This is a genomic window from Johannesbaptistia floridana, from assembly GCF_057440575.1.
Genome location: NZ_JALKVM010000190.1, coordinates 1 through 16,169, shown reverse-complemented (window position 1 = coordinate 16,169; position 16,169 = coordinate 1). Strand labels below are relative to the sequence as shown.

The 16,169-nt window shown below is 38.3% G+C and carries 14 protein-coding genes and 1 pseudogene; 6 read left to right on the top strand and 9 right to left on the bottom strand.

All coding sequences use genetic code 11. The features are described from left to right. Positions 1-59: 59 nt before the first annotated feature. A complete protein-coding gene (locus tag MW688_RS12830) occupies positions 60-320 on the bottom strand; it encodes a hypothetical protein (RefSeq protein ID WP_486736400.1) in 261 nt (86 codons plus the stop codon). 64 nt (positions 321-384) lie between these two features. Between MW688_RS12830 and cobJ the strand changes: the two genes are divergently transcribed. Next, complete coding sequence (gene cobJ / locus MW688_RS12825) at positions 385-2,184, top strand: precorrin-3B C(17)-methyltransferase (RefSeq protein WP_486736399.1); 1,800 nt, start codon at positions 385-387, stop codon at positions 2,182-2,184. Positions 2,185-2,512: 328 nt separating this feature from the next. On the opposite strand, the pseudogene MW688_RS12820 reads toward cobJ, so the two are convergent. Together MW688_RS12820 and MW688_RS12815 are read right to left on the bottom strand one after the other, a co-directional pair. Further along, a pseudogene (locus MW688_RS12820) lies at positions 2,513-2,605 on the bottom strand (hypothetical protein); the annotation flags it as partial. Next, positions 2,569-3,069 (bottom strand): pentapeptide repeat-containing protein, encoded by a 501-nt coding sequence (locus MW688_RS12815; RefSeq protein WP_486736402.1) that lies wholly within the window; start codon positions 3,067-3,069, stop codon positions 2,569-2,571. The pseudogene MW688_RS12820 and the gene MW688_RS12815, both read right to left, overlap by 37 nt. 758 nt (positions 3,070-3,827) lie before the next feature. On the opposite strand from MW688_RS12815, the gene MW688_RS12810 reads away from it, so the two are divergent. Next, positions 3,828-5,348 (top strand): alkaline phosphatase D family protein, encoded by a 1,521-nt coding sequence (locus MW688_RS12810; protein WP_486736398.1) that lies wholly within the window; start codon positions 3,828-3,830, stop codon positions 5,346-5,348. Positions 5,349-5,505: 157 nt separating this feature from the next. Here the strand turns inward: MW688_RS12810 and MW688_RS12805 are convergent, their stop codons facing one another. Both MW688_RS12805 and MW688_RS12800 read right to left on the bottom strand, forming a co-directional pair. Further along, complete coding sequence (locus MW688_RS12805; protein ID WP_486736397.1) at positions 5,506-6,726, bottom strand: RNA-guided endonuclease InsQ/TnpB family protein; 1,221 nt, start codon at positions 6,724-6,726, stop codon at positions 5,506-5,508. A gap of 1,096 nt (positions 6,727-7,822) precedes the next feature. Further along, on the bottom strand, positions 7,823-8,950 hold the full coding sequence (locus MW688_RS12800) for an isochorismatase (RefSeq protein ID WP_486736396.1): 1,128 nt from the start codon (positions 8,948-8,950) through the stop codon (positions 7,823-7,825). Here MW688_RS12800 and MW688_RS12795 point away from each other — a divergent pair. Then, a complete protein-coding gene (locus MW688_RS12795; RefSeq protein ID WP_486736395.1) occupies positions 8,949-9,380 on the top strand; it encodes an SRPBCC family protein in 432 nt (143 codons plus the stop codon). The two genes, MW688_RS12800 and MW688_RS12795, sit on opposite strands and share 2 nt — an antisense overlap. A 44-nt stretch (positions 9,381-9,424) precedes the next feature. Here MW688_RS12795 and MW688_RS12790 read toward each other — a convergent pair whose 3' ends face one another. Then, on the bottom strand, positions 9,425-9,847 hold the full coding sequence (locus tag MW688_RS12790; protein ID WP_486736394.1) for a heavy metal-responsive transcriptional regulator: 423 nt from the start codon (positions 9,845-9,847) through the stop codon (positions 9,425-9,427). 354 nt (positions 9,848-10,201) lie between these two features. Between MW688_RS12790 and hemJ the strand changes: the two genes are divergently transcribed. Together hemJ and MW688_RS12780 are read left to right on the top strand one after the other, a co-directional pair. Then, complete coding sequence (gene hemJ / locus MW688_RS12785; protein ID WP_486736393.1) at positions 10,202-10,786, top strand: protoporphyrinogen oxidase HemJ; 585 nt, start codon at positions 10,202-10,204, stop codon at positions 10,784-10,786. Positions 10,787-10,795: 9 nt separating this feature from the next. After that, the gene (locus tag MW688_RS12780; protein ID WP_486736392.1) at positions 10,796-11,278 is read left to right on the top strand and encodes a CRR6 family NdhI maturation factor; all 483 of its coding nucleotides are present in this window, start codon (positions 10,796-10,798) and stop codon (positions 11,276-11,278) included. A 7-nt stretch (positions 11,279-11,285) separates the two neighbouring features. Here the strand turns inward: MW688_RS12780 and thrC are convergent, their stop codons facing one another. The 3 genes from thrC to rimO all read right to left on the bottom strand — a co-directional run bounded on the left by thrC (position 11,286) and on the right by rimO (position 15,611). Next, a complete protein-coding gene (gene thrC, locus MW688_RS12775; protein WP_486736401.1) occupies positions 11,286-12,398 on the bottom strand; it encodes a threonine synthase in 1,113 nt (370 codons plus the stop codon). 355 nt (positions 12,399-12,753) lie between these two features. Further along, a complete protein-coding gene (locus MW688_RS12770; protein ID WP_486736391.1) occupies positions 12,754-14,160 on the bottom strand; it encodes a DEAD/DEAH box helicase in 1,407 nt (468 codons plus the stop codon). A gap of 95 nt (positions 14,161-14,255) precedes the next feature. Next, positions 14,256-15,611, bottom strand: coding sequence for a 30S ribosomal protein S12 methylthiotransferase RimO (gene rimO, locus MW688_RS12765; protein ID WP_486736390.1), 1,356 nt, complete (start codon positions 15,609-15,611; stop codon positions 14,256-14,258). Positions 15,612-15,845: 234 nt separating this feature from the next. Here rimO and MW688_RS12760 point away from each other — a divergent pair, with 234 nt between their 5' ends. Continuing rightward, the gene (locus MW688_RS12760; RefSeq protein WP_486736389.1) at positions 15,846-16,160 is read left to right on the top strand and encodes a tryptophan-rich sensory protein; all 315 of its coding nucleotides are present in this window, start codon (positions 15,846-15,848) and stop codon (positions 16,158-16,160) included. Positions 16,161-16,169: the final 9 nt, after the last annotated feature.

The following is a 16,169-nucleotide window of genomic DNA, read 5'->3' as shown; positions in this document are numbered from 1 at the left end:
CAAAACTCATCTAGGTGCGTTACGGGCTTCGCCCTAACACACCCTACTAATACTTATTGTTAAGATGCTTTGTATTGGCGTAAATGTTTTTCTCGGGATAATTCCACAGGAGTTTTGTTCATAGAAGTTAAGGGGACTTGTTCTAATACTTCTACTTCAATTTTAACGGAGATTAAATATGAACCTGGTTGCTGATTAACTTCTTCGGCAATTATTTCATTTAAATCTGGACTTTTTCCACTAAGGGGATTTCTGAGTACACATTGTTCCCATTCGTACTTAGCTTCGGGATTAATGGTTAAAACGTAGTGTTGAGTCATAGTATAGTATTGTTTCTAGTTATCTTCTTCTATTTTAGTACATAAGTACTAGCTTTTTTTCAAGATGAGCCAAAAATTATTATCAGAATTTGAACCAATAAGCGCGATCGCCACTAGCCCTCAAGGAATAGCAACCTTAAAAAAGTTATGTGAGGAAACTAGCATAGATTTATGGATACCGCAAACCCCAGAAGATTCCCTGAAAGAGCATTTAAAACAGTTATGGGGCACTCAAAAGGCGATCATCTTCTCTTTAGCCACAGGTGCGGTAGTGCGTCTCATTGCCCCATTATTAACCCATAAATCCACAGATCCCGGGATCATAGTAGTAGATGGTGCCGGAAAGTTTGTAATTAGTCTCTGTGGTGGACATCAACGAAGCGCCGACAAGTTAACCCAAATTCTGGCCCAAATACTAGACGCTACCCCCATCTTAACTGGTGCGTCGGCTACTGCTAACTTACCTGCTATAGATACTCTAGGATTTCCCTACGGTTGGCGCAAAGGCACAGGAGATTGGACCGCAGTAAGTGCCGCTGTTACTAAAGGAGATAAAATACAAGTTTTTCAAGAAGTGGGATCTACCCTGTGGCAGGAGAATTTACCCTCAAACCATCCTTTTGATTTTACCGGGGAAACAGTTTCTCCTTCAGGGCGTATCTGGATTAGTGCCACCCAAAGACGTTTTGCACCAAATACCCAAGTAGCCAAAGTGCAATGGCATCCGCGAGTGTTATGGTTAGGGATTGGTTGCGAAAGAGGTATAAGTAAAGAATTAATTTCTCAGGGGATTAACCAAGTGTGTGAGAAAGCCCATTTATCTCCACAGGCGATCGCCGGAATAGCTACCATTGATTTAAAAGCTGATGAAACTGGTTTAATAGCCGTTACTCAGGAGAGAAATTTACCCTTAGTAACTTTCAGCGCTCAAGAATTGAGTCAAGTAGTTGTGCCTAATCCTTCTCAAGTAGTAGAATCTGCTGTAGGCACTCCTAGTGTAGCTGAAGCTGCCGCCTTGTTAGCAGCAAGTCAGACTGAGTTGTTGGTAACCAAACAGGTTTTAGAAAAGATGACCGTGGCGATCGCCCTTTCAGACCAAGAATATATTGGTCGTCCTGGGAAATTATACCTAGTAGGCACAGGTCCGGGCGCCCTTAGTCAAATGACCAGTGCTGCTAAAGCTGCCATTACCGCTGCTGATGCTGTAATTGGCTATAAACTATATATCGATTTAATTAAACCTCTACTCCGGGTAGAACAAATTGTCGAATCTCTGCCGATAACTCAAGAAAAAGCTCGTGCTATTCGAGGGATTTCTCTAGCTAAGTGGGGTTTAACTGTGGCGGTTGTCTCTTCTGGAGATTGTGGCATTTATGGTATGGCAGGGTTAGTTTTAGAGGAATTGGGAGAAAAAAAAGATATAGAAGTAGAAGTTTTTCCCGGTGTAAGTGCCTTACAAGCTGCATCCTCCCGGGTAGGTGCCCCCCTCATGCACGATTTTTGCACCATTAGTCTTAGTGATTTACTAACTCCCTGGGAGGTAATTCAACAGAGATTAATTGCAGCAGCGAAGGCAGATTTTGTTACCATCATCTATAATCCTCGCTCCCAAACACGCACCCAACAAATTGTTACTGCTCAAACTATATTTTTACAACATCGTCAACCTAATATCCCGGTAGCGATTGTGCGTGCCGCCTATCGCCAGGAAGAAGAGGTAAAACTTACTACTTTAGCTGAAATGCTTACCCATCCCATTGATATGCTGACTACTGTAATTATTGGCAATTCCAGTAGCTATATTCAAAATAATCGTCTAATTACTCCTAGAGGCTATAACTCAGACCCTCGCATCTTTACCTAATGTTACTGGTTGGGGATTAATAATGAGTAATGAGTAATGAGTAATGAGTTTTGAAGTAATGAGTAATGAGTAATGAGTTTTGAAGTATAGAAGCCAGTAGGTTGGGCAGGGAGATAACCCAACAACTTAGATCTTGCATCTTTATCACTCATTTACTTGTGGTGGATGAATCTTGAAGTCTTGAAGTCTTGAAGTCTTATAGTAATAAAATTTGAAGCCAGTAGGTTGGGCAGGGAGATAACCCAACACAATGAGTAATGAGTAACGAGTTTTGAAGTAATGAGTAAGAAGGTATCCAGTAGGTTGGGCAGGGAGATAACCCAACAACTTAGATCTTGCTAAGGGATGGGGAGAAGTTAGCCGAAAAGTGCGTGAAGATATAATTCAAGTGGCATCCTGTAAGTTGGCACCTTCTAATTTGGCACCCTGTAAATTGGCACCCTGTAAATTGGCATACCTTAAGTCAGCATTTTGTAAATTGGCACCTTCTAAATTGGCACCTTCTAAATTGGCATTTTGTAAATTGGCACCCTGTAAAAAGGCATTTTGTAAATGGGCATTTTGTAAATTGGCACCCTGTAAATGGGCATTTTGTAAATGGGCACCCCGTAATTTGGCTTCCTGTAAAAGGGCACCCTGTAAATGGGCACCCCGTAATTTGGCACTCTGTAAATGGGCACCCTTTAAATTGGCACCCTGTAAATTGGCACCCTGTAAATGGGTCCACTGTAAATTAATTTTCACATTTTGATTATCTTGTCGCCAGTTATTCCATATTTGAGTATGATTAAGATTAACAATAACAGCTTCAAATACATCTATTGTTCTACAATGATTTAGAGCAAAAATAACCAAAGATTTCTCAATATCTGGTAAACTGATCATGCTAATCAAAGTTTCCCTGGGCATATCTGCCAGTAAATTAGGATTTGCTAAGAGCATTAAATCAAATACAGTATTATTCAATAATTCCCTAGGAAAATCTTTCCCTAACTCCCATAAAATATCTGGGGGTGTATTAGGATTAGCAACTAGGGCACTTCTAACTTCTGTTTGAGTATAACTTCGATAAATTTCTTGGAGACGCACTGGTGATGTCTCTGGGTTATTTGCTTCTTGGATGACAATTTTTAATTGAGTAGATGATGGTGTAGTCATTTTTCCTCAATGAAAACTATGATTAATTACTCACTATCAGTAATTAAGTAACATTGTATAAGAAACTAATATTTATTGACTACCCTCAGTGCGCTGAGTAATTTTTGATGAAAATTGCCGGGTTGTTCTGGGTGCGATCGCTGATTTCTCTAATTTGTTTAATTAACATCTTATACCAAATCCGGTTTACCTCACCCCTTTATCTTTTTACATCAGGGAAACGCTGAAAGCTTGTCTCACCCTGCGCCCTGCTCAGAAGCTTCCTGCTTTTTTATCAAGGATATTTAATAACCGGATGCGCGTATCACATCTTTCAAATTTGCCAATACAAATATAAGAATTTATTTATATAATACAGATGAAGACACTCTTTTAAATCAGTTATCATTGAAACAATTCAAAAAATTTCCAATTTGGTTTTCTCTGTAACAATGCTAAATCGTCGTAGGTTTCTTCTGTACTCAACCATTACAGCAAGTAGCATAATGGGATCTAATTTAATCTCTAAATCTACTTTAGCTCAGTCATCAGCCCCAGCAATTATTACCTCAGAAAAAATGCGCCCTCAAATACCACTAGGTGTAGCAAGTGGGGATGTAAAGACAAAAAGCGCGATCATTTGGAGTAAGAGCGATCGCCCTGCCAAGATGATCGTTGAGTATGCTACAGATGCGTCTTTCCGCAATGGGACTAAAATCGTTGGTCCTGTAGCAATAGAAAAAAGTGATTTCACTGCAAGAGTACAATTAAAGAACTTACCTCCTTCTCAACAAATCTTCTACCGGGTCAGTTTCCAAGATTTATCAGATACAAATATCTTCTCAGATTCAACAGTAGGTAGTTTCAAAACCGCACCTCAGCAAGGTGAAGATATCTACTTTGCTTGGTCTGGAGATACAGCGGGTCAAGGTTGGGGTATAAATCCAGATTTTGGTGGGATGAAAATTTACGAAGCCATGCGACAAGTCAACCCTGATTTCTTCATTCATTGTGGAGACTACATCTATGCTGATAATCCCATTGAAAGTGAAGTTACTCTAGAAGACGGTAGTATCTGGCGCAATATTACTACCGAAGAAAAATCAAAAGTGGCGGAGACACTTCAGGAATTTAGAGGCAATTATGTTTATAACTTACTGGATGAACATGTACGCCGTTTCAACTCTGAAGTTTCTCAAATTGTACAATGGGATGACCACGAAACCACTAATAACTGGTATCCTACAGAACAATTATTAAGCGATGATCGCTATCAAGTCAAAAGTGTTGATCTTTTAGCAGCCCGTGCTAAACAAGCATTTTTGGAATATACTCCCATGAATATTTCTGGAGATCCTGGGCTAATTTATCGTTCCTTTGGTTATGGTCCAAATTTAGATATATTCATGTTAGATATGCGTACGTATCGAGGACCAAATAATGCTAATCGCCAAAATACTCCTAGCGAGATGACTGAGTTTTTAGGTAAAGAACAAGTAGCTTGGTTAAAACAAAAATTAAGCAAATCTCAAGCTACTTGGAAAATTATTGGTAGTGATATGCCCATTGGTTTAATAGTGCGAGATGGAGACACTGCTTTTGAAAACATGGCTAATGGAGAAGGACCTCCTTTAGGTCGAGAGTTAGAAATGGCAGAACTTTTACGCCATATCAAAGATAATAATATTAAGAATGTAGTGTGGTTAACAGCAGATGTTCACTATGCAGCGGCCCATTACTATAACCCCAATAAAGCTCAGTTTCAGGACTTTAAACCTTTTTGGGAATTTGTCACCGGACCTCTTAATTCAGGAACTTATGGACCTAAGGAATTGGATAATACTTTCGGTCCAGAAGTGAAATTCCTTTCTATTCCTGATGATCTGACAGCAAATCGTCCTCCAACAGAAGAACTACAATTTTTTGGTACTGTTAAAATCGATGGAGAGACACAAATAATGACTGTTGATTTGCGTAATCTTTATGGAAAAGTTCTTTACAGTATGGATTTAGCCCCTGAAATGTAACACTGAAATTTAGTTATTAATTTTTCATTACTTTTACCAGACCCTGTCTGCATTAGAAAATATTTATGAACATCCCTAGGTCAAACAACCTGGGGATTTCCCTATTATACGTTAAACTCGTCTAATTCAACACGATTTGACACTCCCACGCACTCCGCTAGGCTTCGTGCGGGGATTCTTGCTTCACAGAAGATACTTGCTTTGGCTGACTTTCATCAACTAAAGTAGAGGTTTCGTCTCCACAAGCTTTAGATCCGGTATGCCCTACCGTACTTAGACCGATCTTTAATATATTTATTGCTGCATTTTCATCTCTATCTGCAACATAGCCACAATGTGGACATTTATGTGTTCTAGTAGATAGAGACTTTTGTACTTTTTCACCACAATTAGAACAGTTTTGGCTTGTAAATTGTGGAGGTACAGCAACTGTTATTTTGCCAAACTTTTCTCCAAAATATTCTAGCCATTCTCTAAACTGATACCAACCAGCATCATTTATTGATTTGGCTAGCTTGTGATTTTTAACCATGTTGCGCACTTTTAAATCTTCATAGGCTACCACATCGTTAGAGAGGATTACGCACCTTGCTAGTTTTACTGCATGGTCTTTACGTTGCCTACTTACTTTTAAGTGTGCTTTAGCTAATTTCTGTTTAGCTTTTTTATAGTTGTTAGACTGCTTCTGTCCTTTCTTAAACTTTTTACTTACCTTTTTCTGCAACCGATTAAGTTTCTTTTCCCCTTTTCTATAGAACCGAGGATTATCTACTTTGTTGCCGTAAGAATCGGTATAGAAGTCATTTAACCCCATATCTAAACCAATATTGCTATTGGTCACTGGTACTTCAACACTAGCATCTACAGATATGCCAAACTGGCAGTAGTATCCGTCAGCACGTCTCACTAACCGTACTCGCTTGATATCCTTTACGTCATAGAAGCAAAGGTCATAAGTACCTTTTAGTTTTAGTCTACCGATATCTGTTTTATCAGTTATGGTTATTACTTTGCGGTTAGCTTTCTCATCTAATTTCCAACCAGTAGTTTTATACTCTACAGAGCGGCAATTTTTCTTAAACCGAGGAAAGCCTTTTTTACCTTTTACGTTCTTTTTGCAATTGTCGTAAAACTTGGATATAGCAGACCATGCACGTTCAGCGCTTGATTGTCTAGCCATTGAGTTAAGTTTATCAGCAAAATCAAACTCTTTAGCTAAGATGGCACATTGCTTGTTTAGGTCATATTTATTAACTTTGTCGTTGTCTATCCAATAGCGCAACGCTTTATTTTGAATGAATTGACCTATCCGAATAGCTTCGTCAATTGCTTTATATTGAGCTTTATTTGCTTTTATGCGAAACTCGTAGACAATCATTTAGTTATGCTGATTCTTTAGCTTAAGCTATTATAGCACAGATCTAGAAAAGTGGAGAGCGATTCATCCCCAGGCTTAACAGCGCTGGGGTCTTCTCGCTCGTTAAGATAAATTGACAGCGATCGCTCCTATGTTTAACTTCTGGGAGATGATAATTTAAACTTTATTCGAGCGATCGCCAAATCTACAATATGTCAAGCGTAAATACTTACTTTGAACTCAACAACCATGTCACTGTATATGTGATAATTAGAAATATGTAAGCTAGTTTCTAAATTGGCACTCTGTAAATTGGCTCCCTGTAATACGCGCCTCCGGTTCATTGAAAATTTTCGCTCTCTCTATCGAGGAATCTCATTATTTTGGCGTTTTTTTAGATCTTCTAAGAGAATCAATTTTTAAGCGCGATCGCATTAATTCTTTAACTCATTGGGATGGTAGTGTAACAAAGGTGTTGACAAAGAAACAGATATATTCTCAAATTATCTGCGGATTCTAGGTTATTTGCTTGTTGAATGACAATTTTTAATTGAGTAGATGATGATTTAGTCATTTTTGATTTTGGACTAAAGTCCAACTACAAACCTCGTTTTTAACCTAACTTCTTACTTCAAGACTTCAAAACTTATTACTTCAAGACTTCAAAACTCAACCACAACCAGTAACTTTTGGAAAAGATGCGAGGGTCTGAGTTTCTGCCTCCTGCCTCGGTGCCTCTCTTGCCTCACCTCATTTTTATCGTAAGTATTCACCCGAACTTGATATGATTTAGTCATTTTTGATTTTGGACTAAAGTCCAACTACAAACCTCGTTTTTAACCTAACTTCTTACTTCAAGACTTCAAAACTTATTACTTCAAGACTTCAAAACTCAACCACAACCAGTAACTTTTGGAAAAGATGCGAGGGTCTGAGTTTCTGCCTCCTGCCTCGGTGCCTCTCTTGCCTCACCTCATTTTTATCGTAAGTATTCACCCGAACTTGATATGATTTAGTCATTTTTGATTTTGGACTAAAGTCCAACTACAAACCTCGTTTTTAACCTAACTCATTACTCCTTACTCCTTACTTCAAGACTCAACCACAACCAGTAACATTAGGTAAAGATGCGAGAGTCTGAGTAAACACCAGGCCATTCTCTAATCGGAGTGGTTGATTTAACTATGTGCATACCAGCATCAGCAAAACGTTCTAACGCTGCTGTGGCTGAGTCTGTATAGTCTGCTACTCCAGGCACTACTACCGGAGAAATGCAGTCCGAGAGAATATAAAACTTACTAGCTAAACTAGGATCTTTAGTTTTGATATCCTCTAAGATATCTTCAATAGTCCAAGCAAAGCAATGACTAGCCGCCTCTCCACAGGCAATAATTAAATCATACTCTAAGAGTAACTCTAGAAATTTGGTGTTTTTTCCTGAGATAATTTCTCCATCAGGAGTTGTGGCTACTTCTGGTTGATAAACTGAGTAAAATTCTGTCAGCGTATTACTACCCTTGATTTCTATATGGGCTTGATTTTTACGTGTTAGAGAGTGAAAAAAACGAGCTTCTTCTAAAGAAGGCATCAAAGCATGACCAATACCCCCTAACATAGAATGATAGGGCCAAATAGTTAGAGAAAATCTGCCGTTTGCTTCTAACTGAGCTGTATAATATTCTAAATATTTTTGCAGTTTATCCACCATCTCAGTCTGATTAGTTAAGGCATAGACAGCTTCGGGATCAATTTGCCAACGTTGGGTTTTAACATCTTCATGGGTAACAATAGTTGGCACATTGGGATCTGGATGGTTACCCTTACTATCTATTAATACAGAGGGGAAAAATATTTGATAGGTATTGTGGGTATCTAAAGTAAATATCAGTTTAGTAATTACCCCGAGATTGCGATAGATAAATTCACAAGTGCGCTGAATATCATCTAAGGCACCTGTACCACTGCGACCAGCTACAAATAATTCAAAATCTGGATGACAAAAGGTGAGTTGTTGGTCAATTCCTAATAAGGCTATACGATAGGTATCTTGAATGGCAGGTTGTATATTATGCTGTTTGGCGAACTCTTCAGCAATGGGAGCAATTTCTCGATAACTTACCGGACGAATCTTTGTAATATTTTCTCTTTGGTAAAATGAAGGAAAAGAAAGTTCATAGGATAAATTCATAGTTAAAAAATGAGCTTTAATATTACTATCTATTTTAATAAAATTCTCAAGAAACATGAAAATCTATTTAATTCAAAAAGAAATCCTCATCAATGTGCCTGCTAAAGTATTATTTGAGGCTTTAACTGATTCTCAGCAAATTATTCAGTTTTTTCCTCTAGAAGAGGTTATCTCTAACTGGAAAGTTGGTGGCGAAATTTTTTATAAAGGAACTTACAATGGTCAACAATTTATTGATTATGGCGTCATTGAAATTCTAGAACCTGATTCTAAATTTCAATATAGGTATTGGAGTGATAATCACGGTACTGAAAGAATACCATCTAATTATTTAACGATTTGTTATACACTTACTCCCGTAACAAATACTACTATTTTAAAAGTTGAACACAGGAATATCAAATCTGAACAAATGTATTTATCAATGGAAAGTACCTGGGATTTCTTACTAGCTAATTTAAAAAGTTTTGTAGAAAAAGATATATAATGTTTTAGCTAAAATAATTTATTATTGCTTTAATCTTTATGAACTTATAAAGACACCCTAGAAATCAAAGGACAAATTTCTTGAGAAGAGAATTCCGTGGGAGAGTTATCACTCCAAATATTTTGATATTCTTCTAATTCAGCTTTAAAAGCAATCATTTGTTCAATTTGAGTTTCTAATTGCTTGATTTTATCATTCACTAGGTTTTTTACTAAGTTGCAGGGTGGTTCACCGCGATCGCTAATTTGTATAATTTGTTTAATTTCTTCTAAACTAAATCCCAAAGCTTGAGCTTTTTTGATAAATTCTACTTGGTAAACAGCATGATTACTATAGTAACGATAGCCATTATCACCTATTTTGGCAGGATTCAGTACACCTATGTCACTATAATAGCGAATTGTCCCCACACTCAGACCTGTTTGCTTTGCTAGTTGGCCAATTTTGATATAAGCTACTTCTACCATAATTACTCATGAGTTACACTCAAAGTTAATCCTTATCTAAAACCATTCTACCTAAAACTCAGATCTTGCACTCCTAAAAAAGTACTAAATAGGCAAACAGGCAAGAATCAATTTTTAAAGGCGATCGCATTAATTCTTTAACTCATTACTTCAAGACTTCAAAACTTCAAGACTTCAAAACTTCTTACTTCAAAACTCCTTACTCCTTACTCATTACTCAAACACAACCAGTAGCTTTTGCTAAAGGTGGAAGATCTTTGCTCATGGCTTTGGTTGATAAGTTGAGCGATCGCCAAATTTAGCAGTTCAATATGAGATAATAGATAGGTTAAAAAATAAGTTGTTCAAATAGTTATGGCATATTATTGGTTTAAAGCATTTCATCTAATTGGGATTGTGGTTTGGTTTGCTGGATTATTTTACTTAGTGCGTTTATTTGTATATCATGCGGAAGCGAATCAACAAAGTGAGCCTGCACAAACCATTCTCAAGAATCAATACCAGTTAATGGAAAAACGCCTCTACAATATCATCACTACTCCAGGAATGGTGGTTACAGTAGCGATGGCGATTGGTTTAATTGCTGTACAACCAGAGATTATGAAGTCAGGTTGGTTGCATATTAAACTAACTTTTGTGGCGTTATTGTTAGCTTATCATTTTTACTGTGGTCGTATTATGAAACGGTTAGAGACAGGGGAATGTCAATGGAGTGGACAGCAATTTCGCGCCCTCAATGAAGCCCCGACAGTTTTGTTAGTAGTAATTGTTTTATTAGCAACATTTAAAAACAATTTACCCCTAGATGTCACTACCTGGTTAATTGTGGGTTTAGTAATTGCTATGGCGGCATCTATCCAACTTTATGCGAAAAAGCGCCGACTTGATCAAGAAAAGCTCAATCAAAGCATCTCCGAATCTACTAGTCCACAATCTTAAATATTTACTATGATATCTTCTGTTAATGTTAACCTGAAACATATACAAACCCTAGATTTAACCCCAGTAACTTCAGAAATAGAACCCTTACTCCAAGAGAAAAAAATTGCCTCGGCTGAACAAAAAATGAGTTTCGTGATTGATTATCCCCGAGAAGATAGCGATCCCCGAGAACTTTCTGAGATACCGGAAGTCAGGTTATGGTTTGTGAGACTAGATGCTACTTACCCTTGGTTACCTTTTGTGCTCAATTGGCAAAATGGAGAATTAGCACGCTATGCTAGTATGTTAGTCCCCCATCAGTTTAAACGCAATGAAGGCATAGAATACAATCCCGAAGCTTTAGAGATTTTTACCATGCACAAGGCATTTACTCTCATTGATTGGCTTAAACAGTGGGATATTAATAGTAATTCCCGAGTTAAAGCCATGTTACAGATGTTTGGCTATGAAATTGATGAGGCTTTTTTAAGGGCAATAATTTCTGGTTAATTTCGCCTTAATTTCCCCTTAAACCAATCACAGTAGCCACAGAATCGGCATCGGGTGTTATCCCTGCTTTTACTTGGTTGTTGCTGTGTTTGATGGCACTATCTGGGTCTTTTAAGCCATTACCTGTAAGGACACAAACTATGGTACTATTAGCTGGTACAGTGTCTTTAACTTTGAGTAAACCTGCTACCGAGGCGGCACTAGCGGGCTCACAAAAAATACCTTCATTAGCAGCGAGAAGACGATAGGCTTCTAAAATCTCTTCATCGGTAACGGCGTGAAATTCTCCCTGGGAAGCATCCCGGGTGGCGATCGCCTTTCCCCAATTAGCGGGGTTACCAATACGAATAGCTGTAGCGATAGTTTCTGGAGATTCAATTGGTTTTCCTGCTATGAAGGGAGCTGAGCCTGCGGCTTGAAATCCCATCATTTTTGGCAGTTTTTGACATTTGCGGAATTGGTGATATTGACAAAAGCCCATCCAATAGGCGCTAATATTTCCGGCATTACCTACGGGTATACATAACCAGTCTGGGGCATCTCCCAGGGTATCTACTACTTCAAAGGCGGCGGTTTTTTGTCCTTCTAGACGGTAGGGATTAAGAGAATTTACTAAAGTTACCGGGTATTTTTCCGCCATTTCCCGAACTACTGTTAAGGCTTGGTCAAAATTCCCATCTACGGCGATTACTTCTGCACCATAGAGGAGGGCTTGAGCTAATTTTCCTAAAGCTACGTAACCATCAGGAATAATTACCAGGGCACGCATTCGGGCGCGACTGGCATAGGCTGCCGCCGCCGCAGAAGTATTGCCTGTACTTGCACAGATTACGGCTTTGGCTCCGGCTTCTTTGGCTTTGGTTATGGCCATAGTCATCCCTCTATCTTTAAATGAGCCTGTGGGATTGAGACCATCGTATTTAACAAATACTTCTACTTGACGACCTATTTCACGAGCGATACTTGGTACTGGTATTAGGGGAGTATTTCCTTCTAGAAGGGTTACTACGGGGGTATCTTCCCTGACAGGGAGGTAAGGGCGATAATTTTCTATCAAACCTGGCCAAGAGGTTTGATTTTTTTGTGTTAAGTTAGGTAAATTGATGACCACGATAATTATTAGTTAAATTACTTTTAATATCTTCAAATTTAGTCTTTGAAAGCTGACAGGGTGGCTAGGATATAGACGCCGATTTAAGTTATAGAGGTTGTTTTGTCAGAAAAATTTTTTCTTGTTATAGACTGGTTACAACGGTCAAACTCTCTTAAAATAGATAAAAAGACCCACTTACAGTGCCATTTTAACTTGAAAGTTATTTTAAAAAACCGCGCCACCTGACACCAGCAAACCTAACACCTACCCTCACTTTAAAGAAAGTTGTCACCCCGTCAGTTTTGAAAGTCTACTTTACTTCAATTATAAAATAAAGAGGGACTGTTATCCCTCTTACTAAACAATTGACTTATTTCTCAATCTATCGCGATTGTTGTGGTGCTGAAGCTTGATTTGACCTTGACTTTGGGGGTTTGTTTTTGAGAATTGGTTTGGGTGCTTTGTTTTGAGGTACTTCCCAGTCTGTTTTTAGCCAGTTTGGGCAGTTTTGATCGTAGATCATTTGTAATGCTGCCGCCGCGATCGCCTGAGCATCGTATTCTGGGCTTAATTCTCTCACTATTGGTAAGAAGGAGGCCATTCTTTCTCCTGCTAGAGTTTCTTTGATCTCTTCTTGTAATTTCTCGATCCGATTTGCTTCTACTTCTGCCCTACTAGGTATTTCACATACCTGTAGTTTTTGTCTCACTCGCTTCTCTATCGAACGTAGTAAACGGCGCTCTATTGGTTGTACTAGAGATATTGCTTTCCCTGATTTTCCTGCCCTTCCGGTGCGTCCTATCCGGTGAATATATGTCTCTGTATTGTCCGGTAGGTCATAGTTAATCACGTGGGTTAAGTTTTCCACATCTAAGCCTCTGGCGGCTATATCTGTGGCTACTACCAGACGTACTTTACCATCCCGGAAGCGTTGCACTAGATGTTCTCTTTGGCTTTGAGATAAGTTTCCGTGGTACTCATAAACATTGTGTCCTGATTCTTGCAGTTTTTGGCATAGTTCTGCCGCTGTCTTCTTCGTTCTTACAAATATAATCGCTGATTCTAGATTTTCTAATTCTAGAATTGGTTGCAGTACTTGAACTTTTGACCAACTCCGAGGTACTAAATAAACCTGTTGTTCAATTTTACTTGGTGCTGCCTTTTGATCCTGCACTTTTACTGTTACTGGTGATTGCAAAAAGTTATTGATTAACTCTTTAATTGCTGGAGGCATTGTGGCACTAAAGCAAGCTGTCCGGCGTTCTACTGGTGCTTGTTTGAGTATTTTTTTCACATCATCAATGAAGCCCATACTTAGCATTTCATCGGCTTCATCTAGGACTATCCAGCTTAATTTGTCTAATCTTAACTTTTTGCGGTCTAACAAGTCTATGACGCGGCCTGGGGTTCCTACTACTATCTGAATACCTCTTTCTAGACTGCGTATTTGACGTTCTATTGATTGTCCTCCACATACTGTGAGGATTTTTATCTTTCTATCTACCCGAAAATCTTCTATTGCCTGGGTTACTTGTTGAGCTAATTCTCGCGTTGGTGTTAATATCAATGCTTGAACTGCTAACTGAGATACTTCAATCTGCTCTAATAGAGGTAAAGAGTAAGCTGCTGTTTTTCCTGTTCCTGTTTGAGATTGACCTACTACGTCGCGTCCTTCTAGTAATTGAGGTATTGCTTGTGCTTGAATCTCTGTTGGTTCTTCAAACCCTAGCTGAGATAAATGTTCTACGCGAGTTTCGGATAATCCTAAACTTTTGAAATCAATGGTCATAATCACTATATTTTGTTTTTTTTACTGATGTTTGTTTTTTTGTTTTCGTTTTTACTAAAGCTATGTCTTTAGCCTTTTTTTTGTGAACTTTTTGGTTAATTCTCTGGCATTTCACCAGATATTTCACCAGATATTTCACCATACAGGTCATAGATATCAGCATCGGTGATGACTACTTTAGCCATGCTGCCGAGGGATACTTTAGTTGATGATGTGGTTTGAACATAAACTAATCCGTCTACTTCGGGAGCAAATCTACTGGAACGCCCAATCAATTCTCCTGTGTTGGGGTTTTCTTGTTCAATTAAGACTTCAACTGTTTTGCCGATACAGGCTTGGTTTTTTCTCTCTGCTATCGGTTGTTGTACTTCCATTAACTTTGCCCTCCGCAATTCTTTGATTGCTTCAGGAACTTGGTTTGGCAGATGATATGCTGGTGTTTCTGCTTCTGGTGAGAATTTAAACACTCCTATATGGTCAAACTGATGAGTCTCTACAAACTTTACTAAGTGGTCAAAATGTTTTTCCTCTTCCCCTGGAAATCCTACTATAAATGTGGTTCTCAAGGTAGCTTGCGGAAGAGCATTTTTTAACTTTTCTATGATCTTATCATTTACCTGTCCTTGCCACGGACGATTCATACTTTTTAAAATCTCTCCGTGAGAATGTTGTAAGGGTAGGTCTAAATATGGCAAGACATTCGGTGTTTCTTTAATTGCTGCAATTACTTTATCAGTTATGCCTGTGGGATAGGCATAGTGAATTCTAATCCACGGTACATCTACTTTCCCTAATTCTCGCAGTAATTCTGCTAGTTTTGGTTCTCCATATATGTCTAAGCCGTAGTTAGTGCTGATTTGGGAGATCAGAATTATTTCTTTTACTCCTTGGTCTGCTAACATTTTAGCTTCCTTCACAATGGATTCTATTGTCCGGGATCTTTGTTCCCCTCTTAACTTCGGTATGATACAAAAGGCGCAACCATAGTCACATCCTTCTGCTATTCTTAAGTAAGCTACTGCTTCTGTGGTAGTTCTATACCTCGGCAGGTTTTCGTCGGCAATATATTCCGGTTTTTGAGATACTGCTTCTACTGTTTTCCCTGCTTCTACTTCCCTTACTACTTCTACTATCTTGTGATAGTCTCCTGTACCTATGATAGCTTTCGCCTCTGGTATTTCTTCTAGTAAGTCTTTTTGAAAGTGCTGTGCCATGCAGCCAGCTATAACTATCTTTTTATCTGCTTCTGCTAACTCTACTAATGTTTTGACTGATTCTTGTCTCGCATCTTCTATAAAGCTGCATGTATTCACTATTACATAATCTGCTAACTCTTCATTAGCATCTACTTCATAGCCTGCTTGTACTAATAGTCCAAGCATGTGTTCTGTATCTATACGGTTTTTTTCACACCCTAAGTGTGATATGGCAATGATTGGTTTTTTGCCCATAAGCAATGTTTTTGTTTTCCTGTAGCGCCATCGCGCTATTTATTTCTCTTCAAGTTAACCCAACTACACTTTGCTATAGCTGGGTTCCCCAACTGCAACAAATCCTTAAGGGTTTTTTCTAGCATAGCATATATTTTAAGAAATATGAACTAATATTTAACTAGACTTTAGCTAGAAAAATTTATAGGCACAATAAATTATCATGATACTTGTTCAACTCAAGTATTTATCATCATGATACCTAGTTGGTTAATTATTGGGTTAGTAGCTTTTGCTTTTGCCTTTGTTTTCAGTAGTTTCGCTAATAATAACCTGGATTGGTTTAACAATTTACGCCGTCCTAGTTGGTTAACTTTTGAAAAGCTAATTCCTGTTATCTGGATTTTTGTCTTTACCTGTGGTGTTGCATCAGCTACTTTGATTTGGAATCAGAACCCCGGCACTACCAATACCTGGTTACTCATGGGTTTTTATTTATTATTAGAAATTGTTATTCTTCTTTACACCGCTTCTAAAAATCTACTCAAATTTACTCAAACAGCAAAATAAGACAGAAAA